Origin of the sequence: Ferrimonas aestuarii, assembly GCF_005116665.1 — a bacterium.
Lineage (GTDB): Bacteria > Pseudomonadota > Gammaproteobacteria > Enterobacterales > Shewanellaceae > Ferrimonas > Ferrimonas aestuarii.
Genome location: NZ_SWCJ01000016.1, coordinates 81,359 through 99,435 on the forward strand (window position 1 = coordinate 81,359; position 18,077 = coordinate 99,435).

Below are 18,077 nucleotides of genomic sequence, written 5' to 3' on the forward strand. Positions count from 1 at the left end.
CATACCAATTCAATTAAAGATGCGGTTTTCCTGTTCTTGGACTCGGATAAAGGTGGTGCGTCGGGACAGCTCTTTGAGCTTTGATGCGCCCACATAAGTGCAAGTAGAGCGCACGCCGCCGAGGATATCTTGAACGGTAAACTCTACGTCACCACGATAGGGAACCATAACAGTTTTACCTTCAGACGCTCGGTAGTTGGCTACCCCGCCAGCGTACTTATCCATCGCCGTGGCTGAACTCATGCCATAGAAGGCGCGGAACTGTTTACCATCTTTCTCTACCACTTCGCCGCCACTTTGGTCGTGGCCGGCAAACATGCCACCAATCATCACAAAGTCAGTACCGCCACCAAAGGCCTTGGAAACGTCTCCGGCACAGGAGCAACCGCCATCACTGATGATTTGGCCGCCGAGACCATGGGCAGCATCGGCACACTCAATCACTGCGGAAAGCTGTGGGTAGCCAACGCCGGTCTTTACTCGGGTAGTGCATACTGAGCCTGGACCAATACCCACCTTAACGATGTCGGCACCACTGATGATCAGTTCTTCCACCATCTCGCCGGTAACCACGTTGCCGGCGACGATGACATGATCAGGATATTGAGCTCGTACTTTGCGAACGAAGTCGACGAAGCTCTGTTGATAACCGTTGGCCACATCGATGCAGATGAATCGAAGTTTTGGGTTGTCCCCTAGGATGCGGCCCAGCTTTTCGAAGTCATTCTGCGACACACCGGTAGAGACCATGATGCGCTGAAAGAAGTCGTCGCCCTTATCCGCCAGCCAGTCGTTCCACTGCTGTTCGCTGTAGTGCTTGTGCAGAGCGGTCAACATACCGTGCTTGGCTAAGGCTTCGGCCATCTCAAAAGTACCAACGGTGTCCATGTTAGCAGCGATGATAGGCACACCAGTCCAATCGCCTTTGGCGTGTTTAAAGATAAAGGTACGGTTGATGTCGACGGCAGAGCGGCTGCTCAGTGTGGAACGCTTAGGACGAAACAGGACGTCTTTAAAACCCAGTTTGATGTCAGCTTCAATGTGCATGTTCAATTCCCGATTAATATCTCGAATACTGCGAATGAGAGGGGGAAGAGAATCGACGCTGTGGGGATTTATGTGACCTTAGATGCACCGATACTCTGACCCTGTAAAAGTGGTCGTACGCACCGGTTTTCAGCATTCTATGCTGCAAAATTGGAAAGGCAAACTGTTTCGTGCGAATACAGTGTTCTCAAAATGGGACTTATTCGTTCGAACCCAAGTTTCTTCAGACAAATAAAAAGCCGCTCACAGGGAGCGGCTTTAAAGGTGTCTTGGCTAACTTACTGCTGCAACAGAGAAATATCAGCAGCTTGTAAGAACAAACCGCGAAGCTGCTGTAGCATCGCCAGGCGGTTGGCTTTCAGTGCTGGGTCTTCCGCATTCACCATAACGTTATCGAAGAAGGCATCGATGGTGTCACGCAGTTGGGCCAAAATGCTCAGCGCTTGGGTGTAGTCACTGTTGGCAAACAGTGGTGCCACTTTGGCATTGGCATCGGCAATGGCCGCGGCGAGGGCCTTTTCAGCCTCTTCCTGCAGCAGAGCGCTGTCGATGGAATCGGATACTGGAGCATCGGACTTAGCTAGGATGTTACCTACACGCTTATTAGCCGCTGCCAGCGCCTGTGCTGCGTCCAACTGACGGAAGCTCTGTACCGCCTTCACTCGGCGGTCAAAGTCCACAGGACGGCTTGGGCGCAGTGCCAGTACTGCTTGAATCACGTCGACTGGGTAACCTTCGTCTTGATACCAAGCGCGGAAACGAGCCAGCATGAACTCAAGAACGTCATCGGCAACCTTGTCGTTGGTTAGCTTGTCGCCGAACAGCTCCTGGGCCTTGGCGATAACGTCAACTAGGTCTAGCTCTAGGTCTTTCTCTACGATGATACGCAGGGCACCAATGGCGGCACGACGTAGGGCAAATGGGTCAGCGGCGCCTTTCGGTGCTTGGCCGATACCAAAGATGCCCACTAGGGTGTCCATCTTATCTGCGAGCGCCAGTGCTTGAGCCACACCTGATGCTGGTAGGTCATCACCACTGTAACGAGGCATGTACTGCTCGTTCAGAGCTACGGCCACTTCTTCTGCTTCGCCATCGTGACGAGCGTAGTGCATGCCCATGATGCCTTGGGTGTCGGTGAACTCAAATACCATGGAGGTCATCAGGTCACATTTACACAGTAGGCCGGCACGAGAAGCGTGGTCGGTGTTGGCACCAATCTGGCCAGCAATGTACTCGGCCAGCGCTTGGATGCGATCGGTTTTGTCTTTCAAGGTGCCCAATTGCTTCTGGAACAATACGCTTTCCAGTTTCGGCAGTTGGTCGATCAATTTTTCTTTCTTATCGGTCTCGAAGAAGAACTCCGCATCGGCTAGGCGAGGGCGAACGACTTTCTCGTTGCCATCGATAACCTGAGCTGGGTCTTTGGATTCGATGTTAGAAACAAAGATGAACTTCGGCAGCAGGGCACCGTTGTCGTCGTAGACAGGGAAGTACTTCTGATCGCCTTTCATGGTGTAAACCAGTGCTTCGGCAGGAACCTTAAGGAACTCAGGCTCAAACGAGGCAACCAGAACCACCGGCCATTCAACCAGCGAGGTCACTTCTTCTAGCAGTTCTTCATCCAGATCCGCATTGCCACCGATTTCGGCTGCAGCGGCTTCGATGTCGGCTTTGATGGTGGCCTTACGGACTTCGTAATCGGCAACCACTTTGCCCTGTTCCAACAGCTTGGTTGGGTATTGATCGGCTGAGGTGATCTCAAGCTGACGTTCGCCCATAAAGCGGTGACCTTTAATGGTGGTTCCGCTGGTAACTCCAAGGATTTCACCTGGGATCAGGGTGTCGCCTAACAGCATGGTTAGGGTGTGCACCGGACGAATAAACTGAGTATCGCTGTCGCCCCAACGCATCGCTTTCGGGATAGGCAGCTTAGATAGGGCATCAGCAACCAGATCGCTTAGCAATTCACTGGCCGCTTTGCCTTTGACTTCAGCGCGGTGCAGCAACCATTCGCCTTTATCGGTAACCAGGCGCTCGGCTTGTTCTACGCTGATGCCATTACCACGAGCCCAGCCCATGGCGGCTTTGGTTGGATTGCCGTCAGCATCAAAAGCTGACTTGATGGCGGGACCACGTTTCTCAACGACTTTGTCCTGTTGGCCAGCTGCCATATCGGCAATCTTAACGGCCATGCGGCGTGGAGAGGCGAACCACTCTACGTCACCGTGGTTCAATTCAGCTTTAGCCAGGGCATCAACAAGGTTGTTGCGGAACGCTTCTGCCAGAGTACGCAGCGCTTTTGGTGGCAACTCTTCGGTGCCCAGCTCTACTAGGAAAGTTTGGTTAGCCATGGTGGATCACTGCTCCTTTTGACACATAGGGAAGCCCAGTGCCTCACGGGAGGCATAGTACGCTTCGGCAACGGCTTTAGTCAGGGTACGAATACGCAGGATGTAGCGCTGGCGTTCGGTTACCGAAATCGCCTTGCGAGCATCCAGCAAGTTGAAAGCGTGGCCCGCTTTCAGGATGCGTTCGTACGCTGCCAGAGGCAGTGGTTTTTCCAGATCCAACAGTTCACGGGCTTCTTTTTCACACTGGTCAAAGAAGGTGAACAGGAAGTCGACGTCGGCGTGTTCGAAGTTGTAGGTGGATTGCTCCACTTCGTTTTGGTGGAACACGTCGCCGTAGGTGGTCTTACCCAGAGGGCCATCAGACCAGATCAGGTCATAGACGTTATCTACGCCTTGAATGTACATGGCCAAACGCTCTAGGCCGTAGGTGATCTCGCCGGTAACCGGTTTGCAATCTAGGCCGCCAACCTGCTGGAAGTAGGTGAACTGAGTCACTTCCATGCCGTTTAGCCAAACTTCCCAACCCAGACCCCAGGCACCCAGTGTTGGGTTTTCCCAGTTGTCTTCTACGAAGCGAATGTCGTGGATGTCGGTATCGATACCCAGTTCACGCAGAGACTCCAGATACAGCTCCTGAATCTCAGCCGGAGACGGCTTGATGATGACCTGGAACTGGTAGAAGTGTTGAAGGCGGTTTGGGTTCTCACCATAGCGACCGTCGGTAGGACGACGAGAAGGCTGTACATAGGCGCTGGCGAACGGCTCAGGACCGATGGCGCGCAGGCAGGTGATTGGGTGAGAGGTACCGGCTCCCACTTCGATGTCCAGCGGCTGTACGATGGTACAACCCTGACGAGCCCAGAAGTCCTGTAGTTGCAGGATCAGACCCTGGAAGGTCTTTACGTCAAACTTATTCATTGGGTATCTACCTGGATACGGCTAAATAGCGTGAAACTTGTGCGAAATGTTGGTTAGTATACCCCTTGGCGCTTATGGCTTGTAGGCTAATTTTGGGGCGAAACTCTATAGATGGATAAAAAACGTTGCCAATGGTGCGGAGATGATCCGCAATATGTCGATTATCACGATAATCAGTGGGGTAGACCGGTTACCAATGGTCGAGAACTGTTTGCCAAACTCTGCCTCGATGGCCAGCAGGCGGGCTTGTCTTGGTTGATCATTTTGCGTAAAACACCTCGTTACTATGAGGTGTTTGAGCAGTTCGACCCATACAAGATCGCTGAGTTTGATGAAGCTAGGGTGGAAACCCTGTTGCAGGATGCGGGCATTGTGCGTAATCGGCTTAAGGTGAATTCCATCATCAAAAACGCTAAGGCTTACATTGCGCTGGAGCAGCAGGGGATCGATTTCACCGAATACCTGTGGTCGTTCGTTGGCGGTGAGGTGATCAACAATCGGTTAAGTGTCGGGGATGAGTATCCTACTCGCAGCGCCGAGTCCGACGCCATGAGTAAGGCACTAAAAAAGGCGGGATTCTCTTTTGTGGGAACCACCATCTGTTATGCCTTTATGCAGGCGGTGGGGATGGTTAATGATCATCTGGTGAGTTGCCCCAGTTATCAGCCCTGTGTGGACGATGCTACCGAAGCTGGCTTGCTGTAACAGCAGTAGCGCATAAAAAACGCCACCCTTTGGGGTGGCGTTGTTGTTTAGGGGTAAACCTTAGTGTTGATGGTCGTGGCCCATGTAGAAGAAGAATGGCTGCCGTTGACGCTGCTCACCGTTGAGCTCGTTCATAGTCTCTGCGTTGTAGAGGCGGCCGCCAACCATGGTGTAGCTCACTTGGTCGGTGACCCGAATGTCCTGCAGTGGGTTACCATCGATGACGATCAGATCCGCTAGTTTGCCCTTCTTAATGGAACCAATCTGCTTGTCCATACCGTAATGCTTGGCTGGATTAATGGTGGCGGTTTTCAGCGCCTCGAGATTGGTCATGCCCCCTTGTTGATACATCCAGATCTCCCAGTGAGCCCCCAGGCCTTCACGCTGGCCGTGAGCACCAATGTTGGAGATAACCCCTTCGTCCTGCAGCTCGTTGGCGATGCGGGCCACGTTAAAGTGGTTGTAGTGGTTATCTGGCGCTTTTTCTCGGCGCATGGAGCGAGCGTCTAGGGTCTCTTTCGGCACATACTGCTTGAGACGGTCGTGCTTCCACACTTCCGTTTTGTTGTACCAGTAGTTCTCACCCCAGATGCCCCCAAAGGCCACTACAAGTGTTGGGGTATACCCGGTTTCACTCTGGCCCCAGAACTGACGAATGTCGTTGTAGATGTTCGCCACAGGAATGGAGTGCTCGATGCTGGTGTGGCCATCGGCAATCATGCTGAGGTTATGCTGCAGCAAACTGCCGCCTTCCGGTACCACCATCATCTCCATCTCTCGAGCGGCGGTGATCACCTGCTGGCGTTGATTTCGACGAGGCTGGTTATAGCTCTTAACCGAGAAGGCGCCAACCTTCTTTAAACGCTCAATGTGGAACTTGGCGTCATCCAGACTATCGATGTGGGCGGTGTAGCCCGGGCCATTGGCACCATAGAGGATGGTGCCGGTGGAGAAAATACGGGGACCAACGATGTCGCCGTGCTTCTGCATCTCACTGGCTGCGAAGATTTCGGTGGTGTCGTTGGAGGGATCGTGAATGCTGGTAACCCCAAAGGCCAGGCTAGAGTAGTTGATGCGGTTCTGCTCTGGGATGATCTCATTGCTGCCTTGACCACCGTGGGCGTGGGCATCAAATAGGCCCGGCATTAGGGTTTTACCGGTAATGTCGATCACCTCTGCTGAGCTAGGTATCTCGACGACATCACGCTGACCAACGGCAACGATGGTGTCGTTTTCGACAATCACCACGCCATCTTCAATAACCTGCTCACCTTCCATGGTCACCACTTGGCCACCCACAAAGGCGGTTGTTCCACGTGGAACATACATCGGCTTGCTGAAGCCGATGTCGGTCATCTCCACCTCAGTTTCACCGTCAAAGCCAAATTCGAACAGGTTGCTGACATCCACCTGATACAGCTCTGGGCCGAGGCTCCAATAGAGGGTGTTGCTATCTTGGTTCCAGTTGATGTTCTCACCGGCCCGTTGTGACAGCTGTTTTATTGGCAGGCCGCCACCATTGGGGCCAATGTGCACGGTTTCACCGTGTTGAGCCAGTGGCGTCAGGAACACCTTAAAACGCTCAGCAAAGGCCAGTTGGCTGCCATCGGGAGCAACATGGAATTCGGTGGCGTGATCTGAGGTGAAGTGAATGCGCGTCTCGAAACCATCTAAGCTAACACTGGCAAAGGCCGGTTTGCCGTCCTTTCTAGTCGATAGGTAGAGACGGCTGCCGTCTTTGCCGAAGTGAGGCGCTTGTCCCCAATCGGTAATCTGCTCAGGAGTGCCGCCTTTACGAGATACCTTGTAGATGCCGCTGTTCTGACTCCAGGTGGCGGGGGTCAGGTAACCACCACGGGCTTTACGGAATACTACAGTTGAACCATCAGGAGAGAAGGTGGGTTCTAAGTACTTACCCGGTTTGCTGGTTAAGGTGGTGGTTTTGCCTCGCTTAAGGTCACGGACTTTAACACTGCCTTGCTTTTGATCGTCCCAGCTTACGTAGGCCAGATAGCGTCCGTCACGGGAGAACTGCGGGTAGAGTTCGAAATGGTCATCCTGTTTAGTCAGCCGCTTTGGTTTGCCGTTGGGAAGATCTCGCTTCCACAGTTTGCCCAGTGCTTCGAATATCACGTATTTGCCGTTTGGCGATACCTGCACCTGACGCAACATCTTCACATCAAACTGATCGGTATCAAGAGTTTGCTCGAAGCGAACGACAGGCTGGATCTGTTTGGTGGTTTCCACCTCGAATGGAATCACCTTGGTGGTGCCAGAGTCCACATCCAGTTTGTTTATCTTTCCGCCAGCCCAGAACACGATGGCGTCACTGTCGTCGGTCCAACTGATGTTGGGGTAGACGCCGTGAATGGCCCAGGTTTCCTGCATGTCTCGGTCCAAGTTGTCGTACACCATGCGCTTGCTGCCTGATTCTAGGTCATACAGGTACAACACCGACTGATAGCCATCTTTGGTGATGTAAGCCAAGGTTTTGCCATCGGGACTCGGGGTTGGCCGAATGGCACCGCCGGTGCCGCTGATGAGCACGTCAATCTCGCCGGTTTGGCGATCATAACGTTTAATCTTGTAGATGCCCTTCACTGAATCTTTGGAGTAGTGGAAGGTCTTTCCTGGGGTGGCATCTTGAGAGAAGTAGATGTAGCGACCATCAGGGGAGAAAGCCGGTTCGCCTAAGTCTTTCTGATCATTAGGGCGGGCGGTCAGCTTCACGCCTTTGCCCCCTTGAACGTGATACATCCACACTTCACCGGCACCGAGACTGCGCTGGGCGGTAAAGTGTTTACGGCCAACCAGATACTGACCATCAGGAGACCACGCTGGGCTGTTAAGCAGGCGGAAGGTTTCGCTGGTTACAGGGCGTTGATTGGTGCCATCGGCGTTCATTACCCAGATGTTGTCGCCACCGTCCTGATCCGAGGTAAAGGCGATCTGTTTGCCATCAGGACTAAAGCGTGGCTGCATGTGCCAAGCGATGCCTTTCACCAATGGCGTGGCTTTGCCGCCACTGGCTGGCATGGTGTAGATGTCTCCCAAAAGGTCAAACACAATGGTGTTGCCATCCGGGCTGATGTCCACATTCATCCACGTACCCTGATCGACTTTGATGTCGATGGTGTTTAGGGGCGCTTGTGGATTGTTTACGTCCCATTTTGGGGCTGTGGCTTCTTCGGCATGGACTGTGTGAATGGTGGAGCTCAGGCCAATGGCCAAGAGAGAGGCAAAGAGAGGGCTGAATCGTTTCATGGTCTTCCCTGATGTTGTTGTTATCAGGCCAGCATACTAAAAACCGATTATCAGCGGCCGTAACTCGGGCCGATTTATCAAGAGGCTTATTGTTTTACAGGAAGCTTGTGCAGTGAACCCAGTTGATGAAATCAACCAACACCAGTGTTTAGCCCTTTAGGATCAAAAAAAGCCGTCATAAACGGCTTTTTTGAAAAAGAGTGTGTCTGAATGAATTTAGGTCAACTGCCTTTTTTGATCAGGTATTGATACGGGGATTGTTCAACCTGACTGGCCACTAAGGTGTGGTCCATAAAGCGACAGAAGCTAGGGATATCACGAGTGGTGGATGGGTCGTCAGCGGTGATCAGTAGGGTGTCTCCCTCTGCCATATTGCGCACGGTTTTACGGACCATCATCACTGGCTCTGGGCAGCGAAGGCCGATGGCGTCGAGTGTATGATTGGCGTCGTTAAAACGGTCGGTCATCAAATATCCACCTAGGTTGAATCGATTTCAGGGCGCTCATCATACTCCCCCCATGGTGAGGTGCAAGGGTAGGCCTTGGGTTGAGCATTATTTATACAGTCAGGATCACAAAAAAGGGAAGCCAAAGCTTCCCTTAATGAGTATCGAATAAACTCTACTTAGGTTCAGACACGTTCAAATACGGTGGCGATACCCTGACCTAGACCGATACACATGGTCGCCAGACCCAGTTCAACGTCACGATGTTCCATCAGGTTGATCAAGGTGGTAGAGATACGAGCACCGGAACAACCCAGCGGGTGACCCAGAGCGATGGCACCACCATTTAGGTTTACCATTTCATCCATCTTATCCAGCAAACCTAAGTCTTTGGCACAAGGCAGAGATTGAGCGGCGAAAGCTTCGTTTAGCTCTACCTGCTGGATGTCGTTCATGGTTAGACCGGCACGCTTTAATGCTTTGTGAGTCGCAGGTACTGGGCCGTAACCCATGATGGATGGATCGCAACCAGCAATGGCCATGGAACGAACACGAGCACGAATTGGCAGGCCAAGGGCTTTGGCTTTATCTTCGCTCATCATCAGCATGGCTGAGGCTCCATCAGACAGTGCCGATGATGTGCCCGCTGTTACGGTGCCGTTGACTGGATCAAATACCGGACGCAGCGTGGATAGGCTTTCTGCGGTGGTTTCAGGACGAATCACTTCGTCTTCAGTTACTCGAATCAGTGCGCCGTCGGCGTCATGACCATTGATGGCCACAATCTCATTGGCAAAACGACCTTCCAGCGTGGCTTGGTGAGCCAATTGGTGAGAGCGCGCGCCAAATTCGTCCTGAGCCTGACGGCTGATGCCGTGCATTTTGCCCAGCATCTCCGCAGTCAACCCCATCATGCCAGCGGCTTTGGCGACGTTGTTGGCCAGACCTGGGTGGAAGTCCACACCGTGGTTCATGGGAACGTGACCCATGTGCTCAACACCACCAACGATGAAGATGTCGCCGTCGCCAATCATGATGGCACGAGCCGCATCGTGAATCGCTTGCATGGAGGAGCCACACAAACGGTTTACGGTTACGGCACCTACGCTTTTCGGTAAGCCAGCCAGTAGGGCGGCATTACGACCAACGTTAAAACCTTGCTCTAGGGTTTGCTGAACACAACCCCAGATAACGTCTTCAATCTCTTCTGGATCCACTTGAGGGTTACGCTCAAGCAGTTGCTTCATCAGTTCGGCTGATAGGGTTTCAGCACGAACATTGCGGAATACCCCACCCTTGGAACGACCCATTGGGGTGCGGATGCAATCGACGATTACCGCATGTTTCATTGCCAATCTCCTTATTTAGCCGAGTAGAAACGTTCGCCATTGGCGGCCATTTCACGCAGTTTGTCTGTTACTTGGTACATTTCGCCTAGGTGAGCGAAACGGTCTGCCAGTGCCACATAGGCGTCCAAGCCCATGGTATCCAGGTAGCGGAATACGCCGCCGTGGAATGGAGGGAAACCGATGCCATACACCAGAGCCATGTCTGCTTCGGCAGGGGTGGCAACAATGCCTTCCTCTAAGCAGCGAACGGTTTCGTTGATCAGCGGAATCATGGTGCGGGCGATGATCTCTTCGGCATCAAATGGCTTGCTGTCGCCGTATTCGGCTTTCAGCAGGGCAATGGCCTCATCATCAACGGTTTTCTTTGGCTTACCTTTGCGGTCAGGTGCGTACTGGAAGAAACCTTTGCCGTTCTTTTGACCGTAGCGGCCGGCGTCGAACATTACATCCAGTGCAGAGCGGAAGGTTTTGCCCATGCGAGTCGGGAAGCCTTCGGCCATCACTTCAACGGCGTGGTGACCGGTATCGATGCCTACAACGTCAAGCAGGTACGCGGGACCCATCGGCCAGCCGAACTGCTTGCTCATGATCTTATCTACTTGCTGGAAGTCAGCGCCATCACGCAGCAGCATGTTAAAGCCGAAGAAGTAGGGGAACAGTACGCGGTTAACGAAGAACCCTGGGCAGTCATTTACCACAATCGGGGTTTTGCCCATCTTCGCGGCGTAAGCCACGGTGGTGGCGATGGCTTCGTCTGAGCTCTTCTCGCCACGGATGATCTCAACCAGCGGCATACGGTGTACCGGGTTGAAGAAATGCATGCCACAGAAGTTTTCTGGGCGCTGCAGCTTTTCAGCCAGACGGGTAATGGAGATAGTAGAGGTGTTGGAGGTGAGGATGGCATCCTCTTTCATGGTCTGCTCGACCTCTGCCAGCACAATGCCTTTCACCTTTTCGTTTTCCACCACCGCTTCCACGGCGATGTCGGCGTGCTTAATGGCTTCGTAATCCAAAGACGGTACGATGCTGTTCAGCACCCCAGCCATGGCGCTAGGTTTCATGCGTCCGCGCTCAACTTGCTTCGAAAGCAACTTAGCGGCTTCGTTAAGACCAAGCTCCAGAGCCGGTTGGGCGATGTCTTTCATCACCACAGGTACGCCTTTGCGTGCTGACTGGTAGGCGATACCGCCACCCATGATGCCCGCACCGATGACGGCACCAGACTCAACTTTCTTAGCGATTTTACCGGCTTTCTTGGCCTTGCCTTTGACGTATTGGTCATTGAGGAAGATACCAACCAGAGCCTGAGCTACGTCGCCTTTAGCCAGTTTTATAAAGGCGGCGGCTTCTGCTTTTAGAGCTTCAGCGCGGCCAAAACCCGCGGCCGATTCTAGAACGGCTACGGCAGCGTGAGGCGCAGGGTAGTGAGGACCGGCTTTCATTGCCACCATGCCTTTGGCGGTGGTGAATGACATGGCGGCTTCAATTTGCGATAGGTTGAGAGGCTGCTGCTTGCGCTGACGGCGTGCCTGCCAGTCGATCTCTTTACTGATCGCCTGCTTCAGCATCTTAACTGCGGCTTGCTCTAGTTTTTCAGGGGCGGTCACTGCATCCAGGGCGCCAACTGCCAACGCTTTATCGGCGCGGTTTTCTTGGCCTGTGGTGATCCACTCCATGGCGTTATCGGCACCGATCACTCGAGGCAGACGCACGGTACCACCGAAGCCAGGGATGATGCCCAGCTTGGTTTCTGGTAGGCCAATACGGGCGGTGGTGTCACCCACTCGTAGGTCACAAGCAAGAATGGCTTCACAACCGCCACCTAGGGCAAAACCGCGAATGGCGGCGATGGTTGGGACTGGCAGATCTTCAAGCTTGTTGAAGATGGCATTGGCTTCCACAACCCAGTTGGCTAACGTCTCTTCCGGGGCGGCAAATAGGCCTAGGAATTCAGTGATGTCGGCGCCAACAATAAACGCGGGCTTGCCGCTGCTGATGACAACGCCTTTTAGCTCATCTTGTTGGGCTAAAGCCGAAAGGGCTTGGTCAAAATCGTTGAGGGTGGCTTGATCGAACTTATTGACTGAACCTGCGGCATCAAAACACAGGTTAGCGATACCGGGTTCCAGCCAGCTGACCTTGATGGTGCTGCTTTGAAAAATCATGCTTGGTTTCCTTTTTACCGCGACAAAGTCACCGCTCCAAGTGGTGACCGATTACTCAAAGTGTGTCTTGGGTCACATTAAATTGCAACACCTATTTAAAACACCTGTTTAAGATCATCGTTACAAGGTGTGGCAGCCCCTAGGTTTAGTGGCATAGCGTCTGTGGTACACTGGCCGCTTCTCAGAGTCGCAACCATAAAGAGAGTGCCATGGACCGTTTAGCTCCACTCTATGCTAGCCATATTGCAGAACTGTCTCAGCGCAGTGACACCATCATTCGCCGCCAGAATCTTCAGGGACTTGTGATTCACTCTGGTCAGGCGCATCGTATTTTTCTTGATGATATGGACTACCCGTTTAAGGTGAACCCTCACTTTAAACACTGGCTGCCTGTCACGGATAACCCGCACTGTTGGTTGGTGATTCGCCCAGAAGCCAAACCTAAGCTGCTGTTCTATCGTCCAGTCGATTTCTGGCATAAAGTGCCGCCAGTTCCCAGCGAATTTTGGACTGATGGGTTCGACATTGAGTTGATTGAAACGCCAGCTGAGGCCAAGGCTAAATTGCCTGCTAATCTTGACCAGTATGCCTACCTTGGCGAGCACACTGATTTGGCGGCCGAGTGGGGCATGACTCAGTGCAACCCTCAGCCGGTGTTGGACTATCTGCATTTCCATCGCAGCATCAAGACCGACTATGAATTGGCGTGCATGCGTGTGGCCAGTGAGATTGCTGTCTGTGGTCATGAAGCGGCCCGCGATGCGTTTTATGGCCAGAAGAGTGAGTTTGAGATTCAGCTGGCTTATCTCAGTGCGACTGGGCAGGGGGAGAATCAGGTTCCCTATGGCAACATCATCGCACTCAATGAAAACAGTGCCATCTTGCATTACACCAAGTTGGAAACTGTTACTCCAGAATCCCTACGTAGCTTCCTAATCGATGCTGGCGCCAGCTTCCATGGTTATGCCTCCGACATTACTCGAACCTACGCTTTCGATAAGAGCAGCATCTTTGCCGAGATGATTGCCGTGATGGATCAACATCAACGGGAGATCATCGCCAGCATCAAGCCAGGCATGCGCTACACCGATCTGCACCTGAATATGCACCAGCGAGTTGCTTCCATGTTGGCTCAGTTCAATTTGGCTAGTGGCTCAGAAGAGGCACTGATCGAATCTGGCGTAACTGCGGCGTTCTTCCCCCATGGCTTAGGCCATCAAATTGGTCTGCAGGTGCATGATGTTGCGGGCTTTATGCAGGACGAGCAGGGAACCCATTTGGCAGCGCCAGAGCAGCATCGTGCCCTGCGTTGTACCCGTGTGATTGAGCCTGGCATGGTGTTGACCATCGAGCCGGGCCTGTATGTGATTGATTCACTGCTGACTCAATTGAGCCCACAAGCTCGTACCATGCTTAATCAGAGCGCCATCGATGCCATGCGCCCATTTGGCGGTATCCGCATCGAAGATGATGTTATCGTGCACGAAAATCGGATTGAGAATATGACTCGAGACCTTGGCTTGGATTGATGTCGGCAAGCGGTTTTCAAATTCCTGCGGCCTTTCTTGAGGTCGAAGAGGTGATAAAGCGAAGTCGCTTTATCACCTGGGTTGCTCACGTAACCGACGGTAAGCAAGCTCGGGCATTGCAGCAGCGAGCGCGAGCGGAGCATCCTGACGCCAGTCATCACTGTCTGGCGTTCAATGCCGGGCCTCCGGGAAATACCAGAGACATTGGTGCCAGCGATGATGGTGAACCTGCTGGCTCGGCGGGTAAGCCGATGCTTAACGTGGTGCTTGGTGCCGATGTTGGTCAATTTGCTGTGGTGGTCATTCGCTATTACGGGGGCACTAAATTAGGGGTTGGCGGGTTAGTACGCGCTTACTCTGGTGGCGTCAAATTGGCCTTGGAACAGTTGCAAACTAAGCCGTTCATCCCCATGATTCAGGGCCAATTGGTGGCTGAATATGGCGATCAGGCCAATGTGGCCCATTGGGTTGGTCAATTTGATGGCGAAATCATTACCCAAAGCTTTGAACAACAAGTAAGTTATACCCTAACTGTGCCTCAAGCTAACTGTGAGCAGTTTTCACATCAGTTAGCCCAAAGCAGCCAAGGAAGATTGTCAGTCCATTGGGACGACCAGTGATAAATTAAGAATTTAGATGCAATATCGTTCCATCATTCGCATCATCGGCCTGCTGGTGATGTTATTCAGCTTAACCATGGTGCCTCCGGCGCTGATTGCGGTGATCTACAAGGATGGTGAGGGTTCTACTTTCATGCAGGCCTTGGTGATAAGCCTAGTGATCGGCTTGATCGCTTGGTACCCCAATCGCCACACCAAAGAGGAGCTGAAGGCCCGGGAAGGGTTTCTTATTGTGGTGCTTTTCTGGACCGTTCTCGGATCGATCGGTGCAATTCCCTTCCTGTTGTCGTCACAACCCGCGTTGAGTGTCAGCGACGCCTTCTTTGAGGCGTTTTCGGCGTTGACCACCACAGGGGCGACGGTGATGACCGGTTTGGATCACCTTCCTAAAGCGATTCTGTTTTATCGTCATCTGCTGCAATGGCTGGGCGGCATGGGTATCATTGTCTTGGCGGTTGCAGTACTGCCGATGCTGGGCATTGGTGGCATGCAGCTTTATCGCTGCGAAACGCCGGGTCCGGTGAAAGACGCCAAGATGACCCCTCGAATTGCCGAAACGGCCAAGGCACTGTGGTACATCTATCTGACTCTAACCCTATGCTGTGCGGGCGCCTATTGGGCAGCGGGGATGAATGTGTTTGATGCGGTTGGCCATGCCTTTTCTACGGTTTCCATTGGCGGCTTCTCCAGTTATGACGCTTCCATGGGGCAGTTTGATAGCCAGCTGATCAATACCATCTGCGTGGTGTTTCTGCTGATTGCTGGGGTTAACTTCAGTCTACACTTTGGTGCCTTTACCCGCCGAGGTCTTAATCTCAAGAACTACTGGCGTGATGCGGAAGTCCGCGTATTCCTGTTGTTTCAATTGATTCTAACCCTGCTGTGTTTCTTAGTGCTGTTGAATCGAGACATCTATGATTCTCCAGAAGCGACCTTTGATTACGCGCTGTTCCAAGCGGTATCCATCTCCACCACCGCAGGCTTTGGTACCGGCAGTTTCTCTGAATGGCCTTTGTTCCTGCCGGTATTGTTGATTCTCTCCAGCTTCGTTGGCGGTTGTGCCGGTTCCACGGGTGGAGGCATGAAAGTGGTGCGTTTTATTTTGCTTTTGAAGCAGGGCGGCCGCGAACTTAAGCGTTTGGTTCATCCAAGGGCCATGTACTCGATTCGCCTGAACAATAAAGCGGTTCCCGATCGAGTTATCGACGCAGTTTGGGGCTTTTTCGCCGCATATGCGGCGGTGTTTGCCCTCTGTTTGGTGGTGCTGTTGGCAACGGGAATGGATGACATCTCGGCGTTCAGCGCTACGGCTGCGTGTTTGAACAACCTTGGCCCTGGTTTGGGACAGGTTGCGTCCCATTACGGCGACATTCATGATGTATCTAAGTGGGTGCTGATTCTGGCGATGTTGTTTGGTCGCTTGGAGATCTTTACCTTATTGGTGTTATTTACTCCGGCATTTTGGAAGAGTTAGGGGCATTGACGGATGAAACGGATAGTGATTCTGTATTCAACGGTGGATGGACAAACGCTCAAGATAGCCAAGCGGATGCAGCGGCGATTGGAAGCTACCGATAACCATGTGGTGTTGGCTTCTTTGGATGAGCCAATGAAAGCTGAGCTTGAAGATTTCGATGCCATCGTTTTAGGGGCGAGTATCCGTTACGGCAAGTTTCGCCCCAATGTGATGGCGTTTGTGAATCAATATCAGGGGCTATTGGCGCGTAAACACTCAGGGTTCTTCTGCGTTAATCTGGTGGCTCGTAAGCCAGAGAAGAACACGCCGCAAACCAATGCCTACATGCAGAAGTTTTTGAAGGAATCACCGTGGCAGCCCAAATCTCTAGGGGTATTTGCGGGTTCGCTGAACTACAGCCAACTGCGCTTTTTCGATAAGCACATCATTCGATTTATTATGTGGATGACCAAAGGCCCGACAGACTTTTCGACCAATCAGGAGTTTACCGATTGGGGTAAGGTCGAAGCCTTCGCGGATAACATCTCTTCCCAATAGAGTGGGGCTATGACGCATTAAAAAAGCGAGCCTAGGCTCGCTTTTTTGTGTTCAGAGCTGCGCTACTTGGCGCAGTAGAGGTCGTACATCAGGTTGATGATCGCCTCTACCTCAGGGCTGTCCAATTGATACCAAACCTGTTGTGCCTCTTTACGGGTGCTGACCAAACCTTCGCGGCGCAGTACCGCTAGGTGTTGTGATAGAGCCGATTGGCTCAGTGGCACCTGTTCATTGAGCTCGCTGACAGTGAGCTCCTGTTTGCCAATAAGGCACAACAACATCAAGCGATGAGGATTGGCAATGGTTTTTAGCAGTTTTGATGCCTGCTCTGCATTGCTGGTCATGGATTCTAAATCTATGGTTAGTGCCATGGAGTACCTCAAGGTGATGATTTGCCATTCATATTAAGGGCAAACATGGGCTTTGTTAAGCTGGGTTGGATCGCGAAATTGAAGCTTCAATCAGGGTTGATGGCGATTTTTGTGATCCATACCAAAACGGTCAGGAAACATTTTTACCATATTACACTCAGCTAATTAGGGTCTGTTTATCTTTAGTGATGAGAATTTGGTCTAGGATAACGGCTTTTAATCAAGGAAAACGATTGATGGCATAGTGACTCTACGTTGAAATCGTTTGACGTAGAGAAATACCAATTGCACTAATGGTCTGATGGTTCAGCTGAAATTAATCGGTTCTCAGGCAAGGCAGTAAAGCGAAGCTCTAGTGGGCCTAAAGTGAGGTTTACTAACGCAGCATGAGTGCCGATTAAATCAGCCCTCCGGGAAGCCCTCACAAGCCCCGACTCTGCGTTAGCGTTGTTCGAAAGGTACCTACATTCCTTCGCAACGCTGCCTTGATTCAGAACTTGTGAGAGCTTCTGAACTGCACAGAGCATTGTTGCATTTGGTATAAAGCCGTTAGTCAGACCCGTAGGGCGCTCAGAAACCCATTGTTTGCCATCTAACCTGACATAAGCGGTTAAATACAGAACAAAAATGCCAATTTGTGGCGCAAAAATGAGCACAAAAGGTCAACAGACCTCAATCATTGTCGATTTTTAGGAGTTCGCTTGAAACGCATTCTGATCCTTTACACCAGCCAGGGTGGTCATACGGCTCGCGTAGCCCGCACCATCATGAACACCATCCACGATGAAAATCATCAGTGCGACATGATGGACATCAACGAGGCGATTCATGAGTCTGTAGACTGGGACAGTTATGATCTGGTGGCGCTGGGTGCGCCGGTGCTTTATGGCAGTTATGACAAGCGTTTCTTAGCGTTCGTTGAAGCTCACTCTGAGCGTTGGAACGCCAAACCAAACAGTTTCTTTAATCTGTCAGTAGTGGCGCGAACGCCTGAGAAAGCCACGGTTGAAGGCAACCGTTACATGCAGAAGTTTTTGGAGCTGTCCTCATGGAAGCCTCAAGATCTGAAAGTAATAGCAGGTAAAGTGGATTACCCATCTTGGGGTTGGCTGGACACCTTGATGATTCAGATGATCATGAAGTTCACCAATGGCCCTACCGACAAAACCTCAGTGATCGATTATACCGATTGGGAAGACGTGAAGGCTTATGGCCGCCACCTAATTACCCTAGCGTGAGCGGATTGAACTTGAAAAAAAGAGGTGCCAGATAGGCACCTCTTTTTGTATGTGGAGTGG

At 52.1% G+C, this 18,077-nt stretch carries 14 protein-coding genes; 6 read left to right on the top strand and 8 right to left on the bottom strand.

Annotation, left to right across the window (positions count from 1 at the left end; genetic code table 11):
• Window positions 1-9: 9 nt before the first annotated feature.
• From FCL42_RS16915 to glyQ, 3 genes are all read right to left on the bottom strand, one after another.
• Entirely contained in the window at window positions 10-1,047 is a 1,038-nt protein-coding gene (locus tag FCL42_RS16915) for a GMP reductase (protein ID WP_136864609.1), read from the bottom strand.
• Window positions 1,048-1,325: 278 nt separating this feature from the next.
• Entirely contained in the window at window positions 1,326-3,398 is a 2,073-nt protein-coding gene (glyS, locus tag FCL42_RS16920) for a glycine--tRNA ligase subunit beta (protein ID WP_136864610.1), read from the bottom strand.
• A gap of 6 nt (window positions 3,399-3,404) precedes the next feature.
• A complete protein-coding gene (glyQ, locus tag FCL42_RS16925; protein WP_136864611.1) occupies window positions 3,405-4,316 on the bottom strand; it encodes a glycine--tRNA ligase subunit alpha in 912 nt (303 codons plus the stop codon).
• Between the two features lie 111 nt (window positions 4,317-4,427).
• Between glyQ and FCL42_RS16930 the strand changes: the two genes are divergently transcribed.
• Window positions 4,428-5,021: a DNA-3-methyladenine glycosylase I gene (locus FCL42_RS16930; protein WP_136864612.1), complete on the top strand. Its 594-nt coding sequence runs from the start codon at window positions 4,428-4,430 to the stop codon at window positions 5,019-5,021.
• Between the two features lie 60 nt (window positions 5,022-5,081).
• Here the strand turns inward: FCL42_RS16930 and FCL42_RS16935 are convergent, their stop codons facing one another.
• The 4 genes from FCL42_RS16935 to fadB all read right to left on the bottom strand — a co-directional run bounded on the left by FCL42_RS16935 (window position 5,082) and on the right by fadB (window position 12,245).
• Window positions 5,082-8,285 (bottom strand): amidohydrolase family protein, encoded by a 3,204-nt coding sequence (locus FCL42_RS16935; protein WP_136864613.1) that lies wholly within the window; start codon window positions 8,283-8,285, stop codon window positions 5,082-5,084.
• A gap of 221 nt (window positions 8,286-8,506) precedes the next feature.
• Window positions 8,507-8,752 carry a sulfurtransferase TusA gene (tusA, locus tag FCL42_RS16940; protein ID WP_136864614.1) on the bottom strand — a complete coding sequence of 82 codons (246 nt, stop codon included), beginning with the start codon at window positions 8,750-8,752 and terminating at the stop codon, window positions 8,507-8,509.
• A gap of 164 nt (window positions 8,753-8,916) precedes the next feature.
• The gene (fadA, locus tag FCL42_RS16945; RefSeq protein ID WP_136864615.1) at window positions 8,917-10,080 is read right to left on the bottom strand and encodes an acetyl-CoA C-acyltransferase FadA; all 1,164 of its coding nucleotides are present in this window, start codon (window positions 10,078-10,080) and stop codon (window positions 8,917-8,919) included.
• Window positions 10,081-10,091: 11 nt separating this feature from the next.
• Window positions 10,092-12,245: a fatty acid oxidation complex subunit alpha FadB gene (gene fadB / locus FCL42_RS16950; RefSeq protein WP_136864616.1), complete on the bottom strand. Its 2,154-nt coding sequence runs from the start codon at window positions 12,243-12,245 to the stop codon at window positions 10,092-10,094.
• A gap of 209 nt (window positions 12,246-12,454) precedes the next feature.
• Here fadB and pepQ point away from each other — a divergent pair, with 209 nt between their 5' ends.
• Genes pepQ through hemG (FCL42_RS16970) form a run of 4 tightly spaced genes read left to right on the top strand, consistent with a single transcriptional unit; the run spans window position 12,455 to window position 16,408 of the window.
• Window positions 12,455-13,774: a Xaa-Pro dipeptidase gene (pepQ, locus tag FCL42_RS16955; RefSeq protein ID WP_136864617.1), complete on the top strand. Its 1,320-nt coding sequence runs from the start codon at window positions 12,455-12,457 to the stop codon at window positions 13,772-13,774.
• Window positions 13,774-14,394, top strand: a complete 621-nt coding sequence (locus FCL42_RS16960; RefSeq protein WP_136864618.1) for a YigZ family protein — start codon at window positions 13,774-13,776, stop codon at window positions 14,392-14,394. Before pepQ ends, FCL42_RS16960 begins: the two co-directional genes overlap by 1 nt.
• A gap of 16 nt (window positions 14,395-14,410) precedes the next feature.
• Window positions 14,411-15,868: a TrkH family potassium uptake protein gene (locus FCL42_RS16965; protein WP_136864619.1), complete on the top strand. Its 1,458-nt coding sequence runs from the start codon at window positions 14,411-14,413 to the stop codon at window positions 15,866-15,868.
• Window positions 15,869-15,880: 12 nt separating this feature from the next.
• Entirely contained in the window at window positions 15,881-16,408 is a 528-nt protein-coding gene (hemG, locus tag FCL42_RS16970) for a menaquinone-dependent protoporphyrinogen IX dehydrogenase (protein ID WP_136864620.1), read from the top strand.
• A gap of 62 nt (window positions 16,409-16,470) precedes the next feature.
• On the opposite strand, the gene FCL42_RS16975 is transcribed toward hemG (FCL42_RS16970), so the two are convergent.
• The gene (locus tag FCL42_RS16975) at window positions 16,471-16,779 is read right to left on the bottom strand and encodes an ArsR/SmtB family transcription factor (RefSeq protein ID WP_205729289.1); all 309 of its coding nucleotides are present in this window, start codon (window positions 16,777-16,779) and stop codon (window positions 16,471-16,473) included.
• A 701-nt stretch (window positions 16,780-17,480) separates the two neighbouring features.
• On the opposite strand from FCL42_RS16975, the gene hemG (FCL42_RS16980) reads away from it, so the two are divergent.
• Window positions 17,481-18,017, top strand: coding sequence for a menaquinone-dependent protoporphyrinogen IX dehydrogenase (gene hemG / locus FCL42_RS16980; protein ID WP_136864621.1), 537 nt, complete (start codon window positions 17,481-17,483; stop codon window positions 18,015-18,017).
• Window positions 18,018-18,077: the final 60 nt, after the last annotated feature.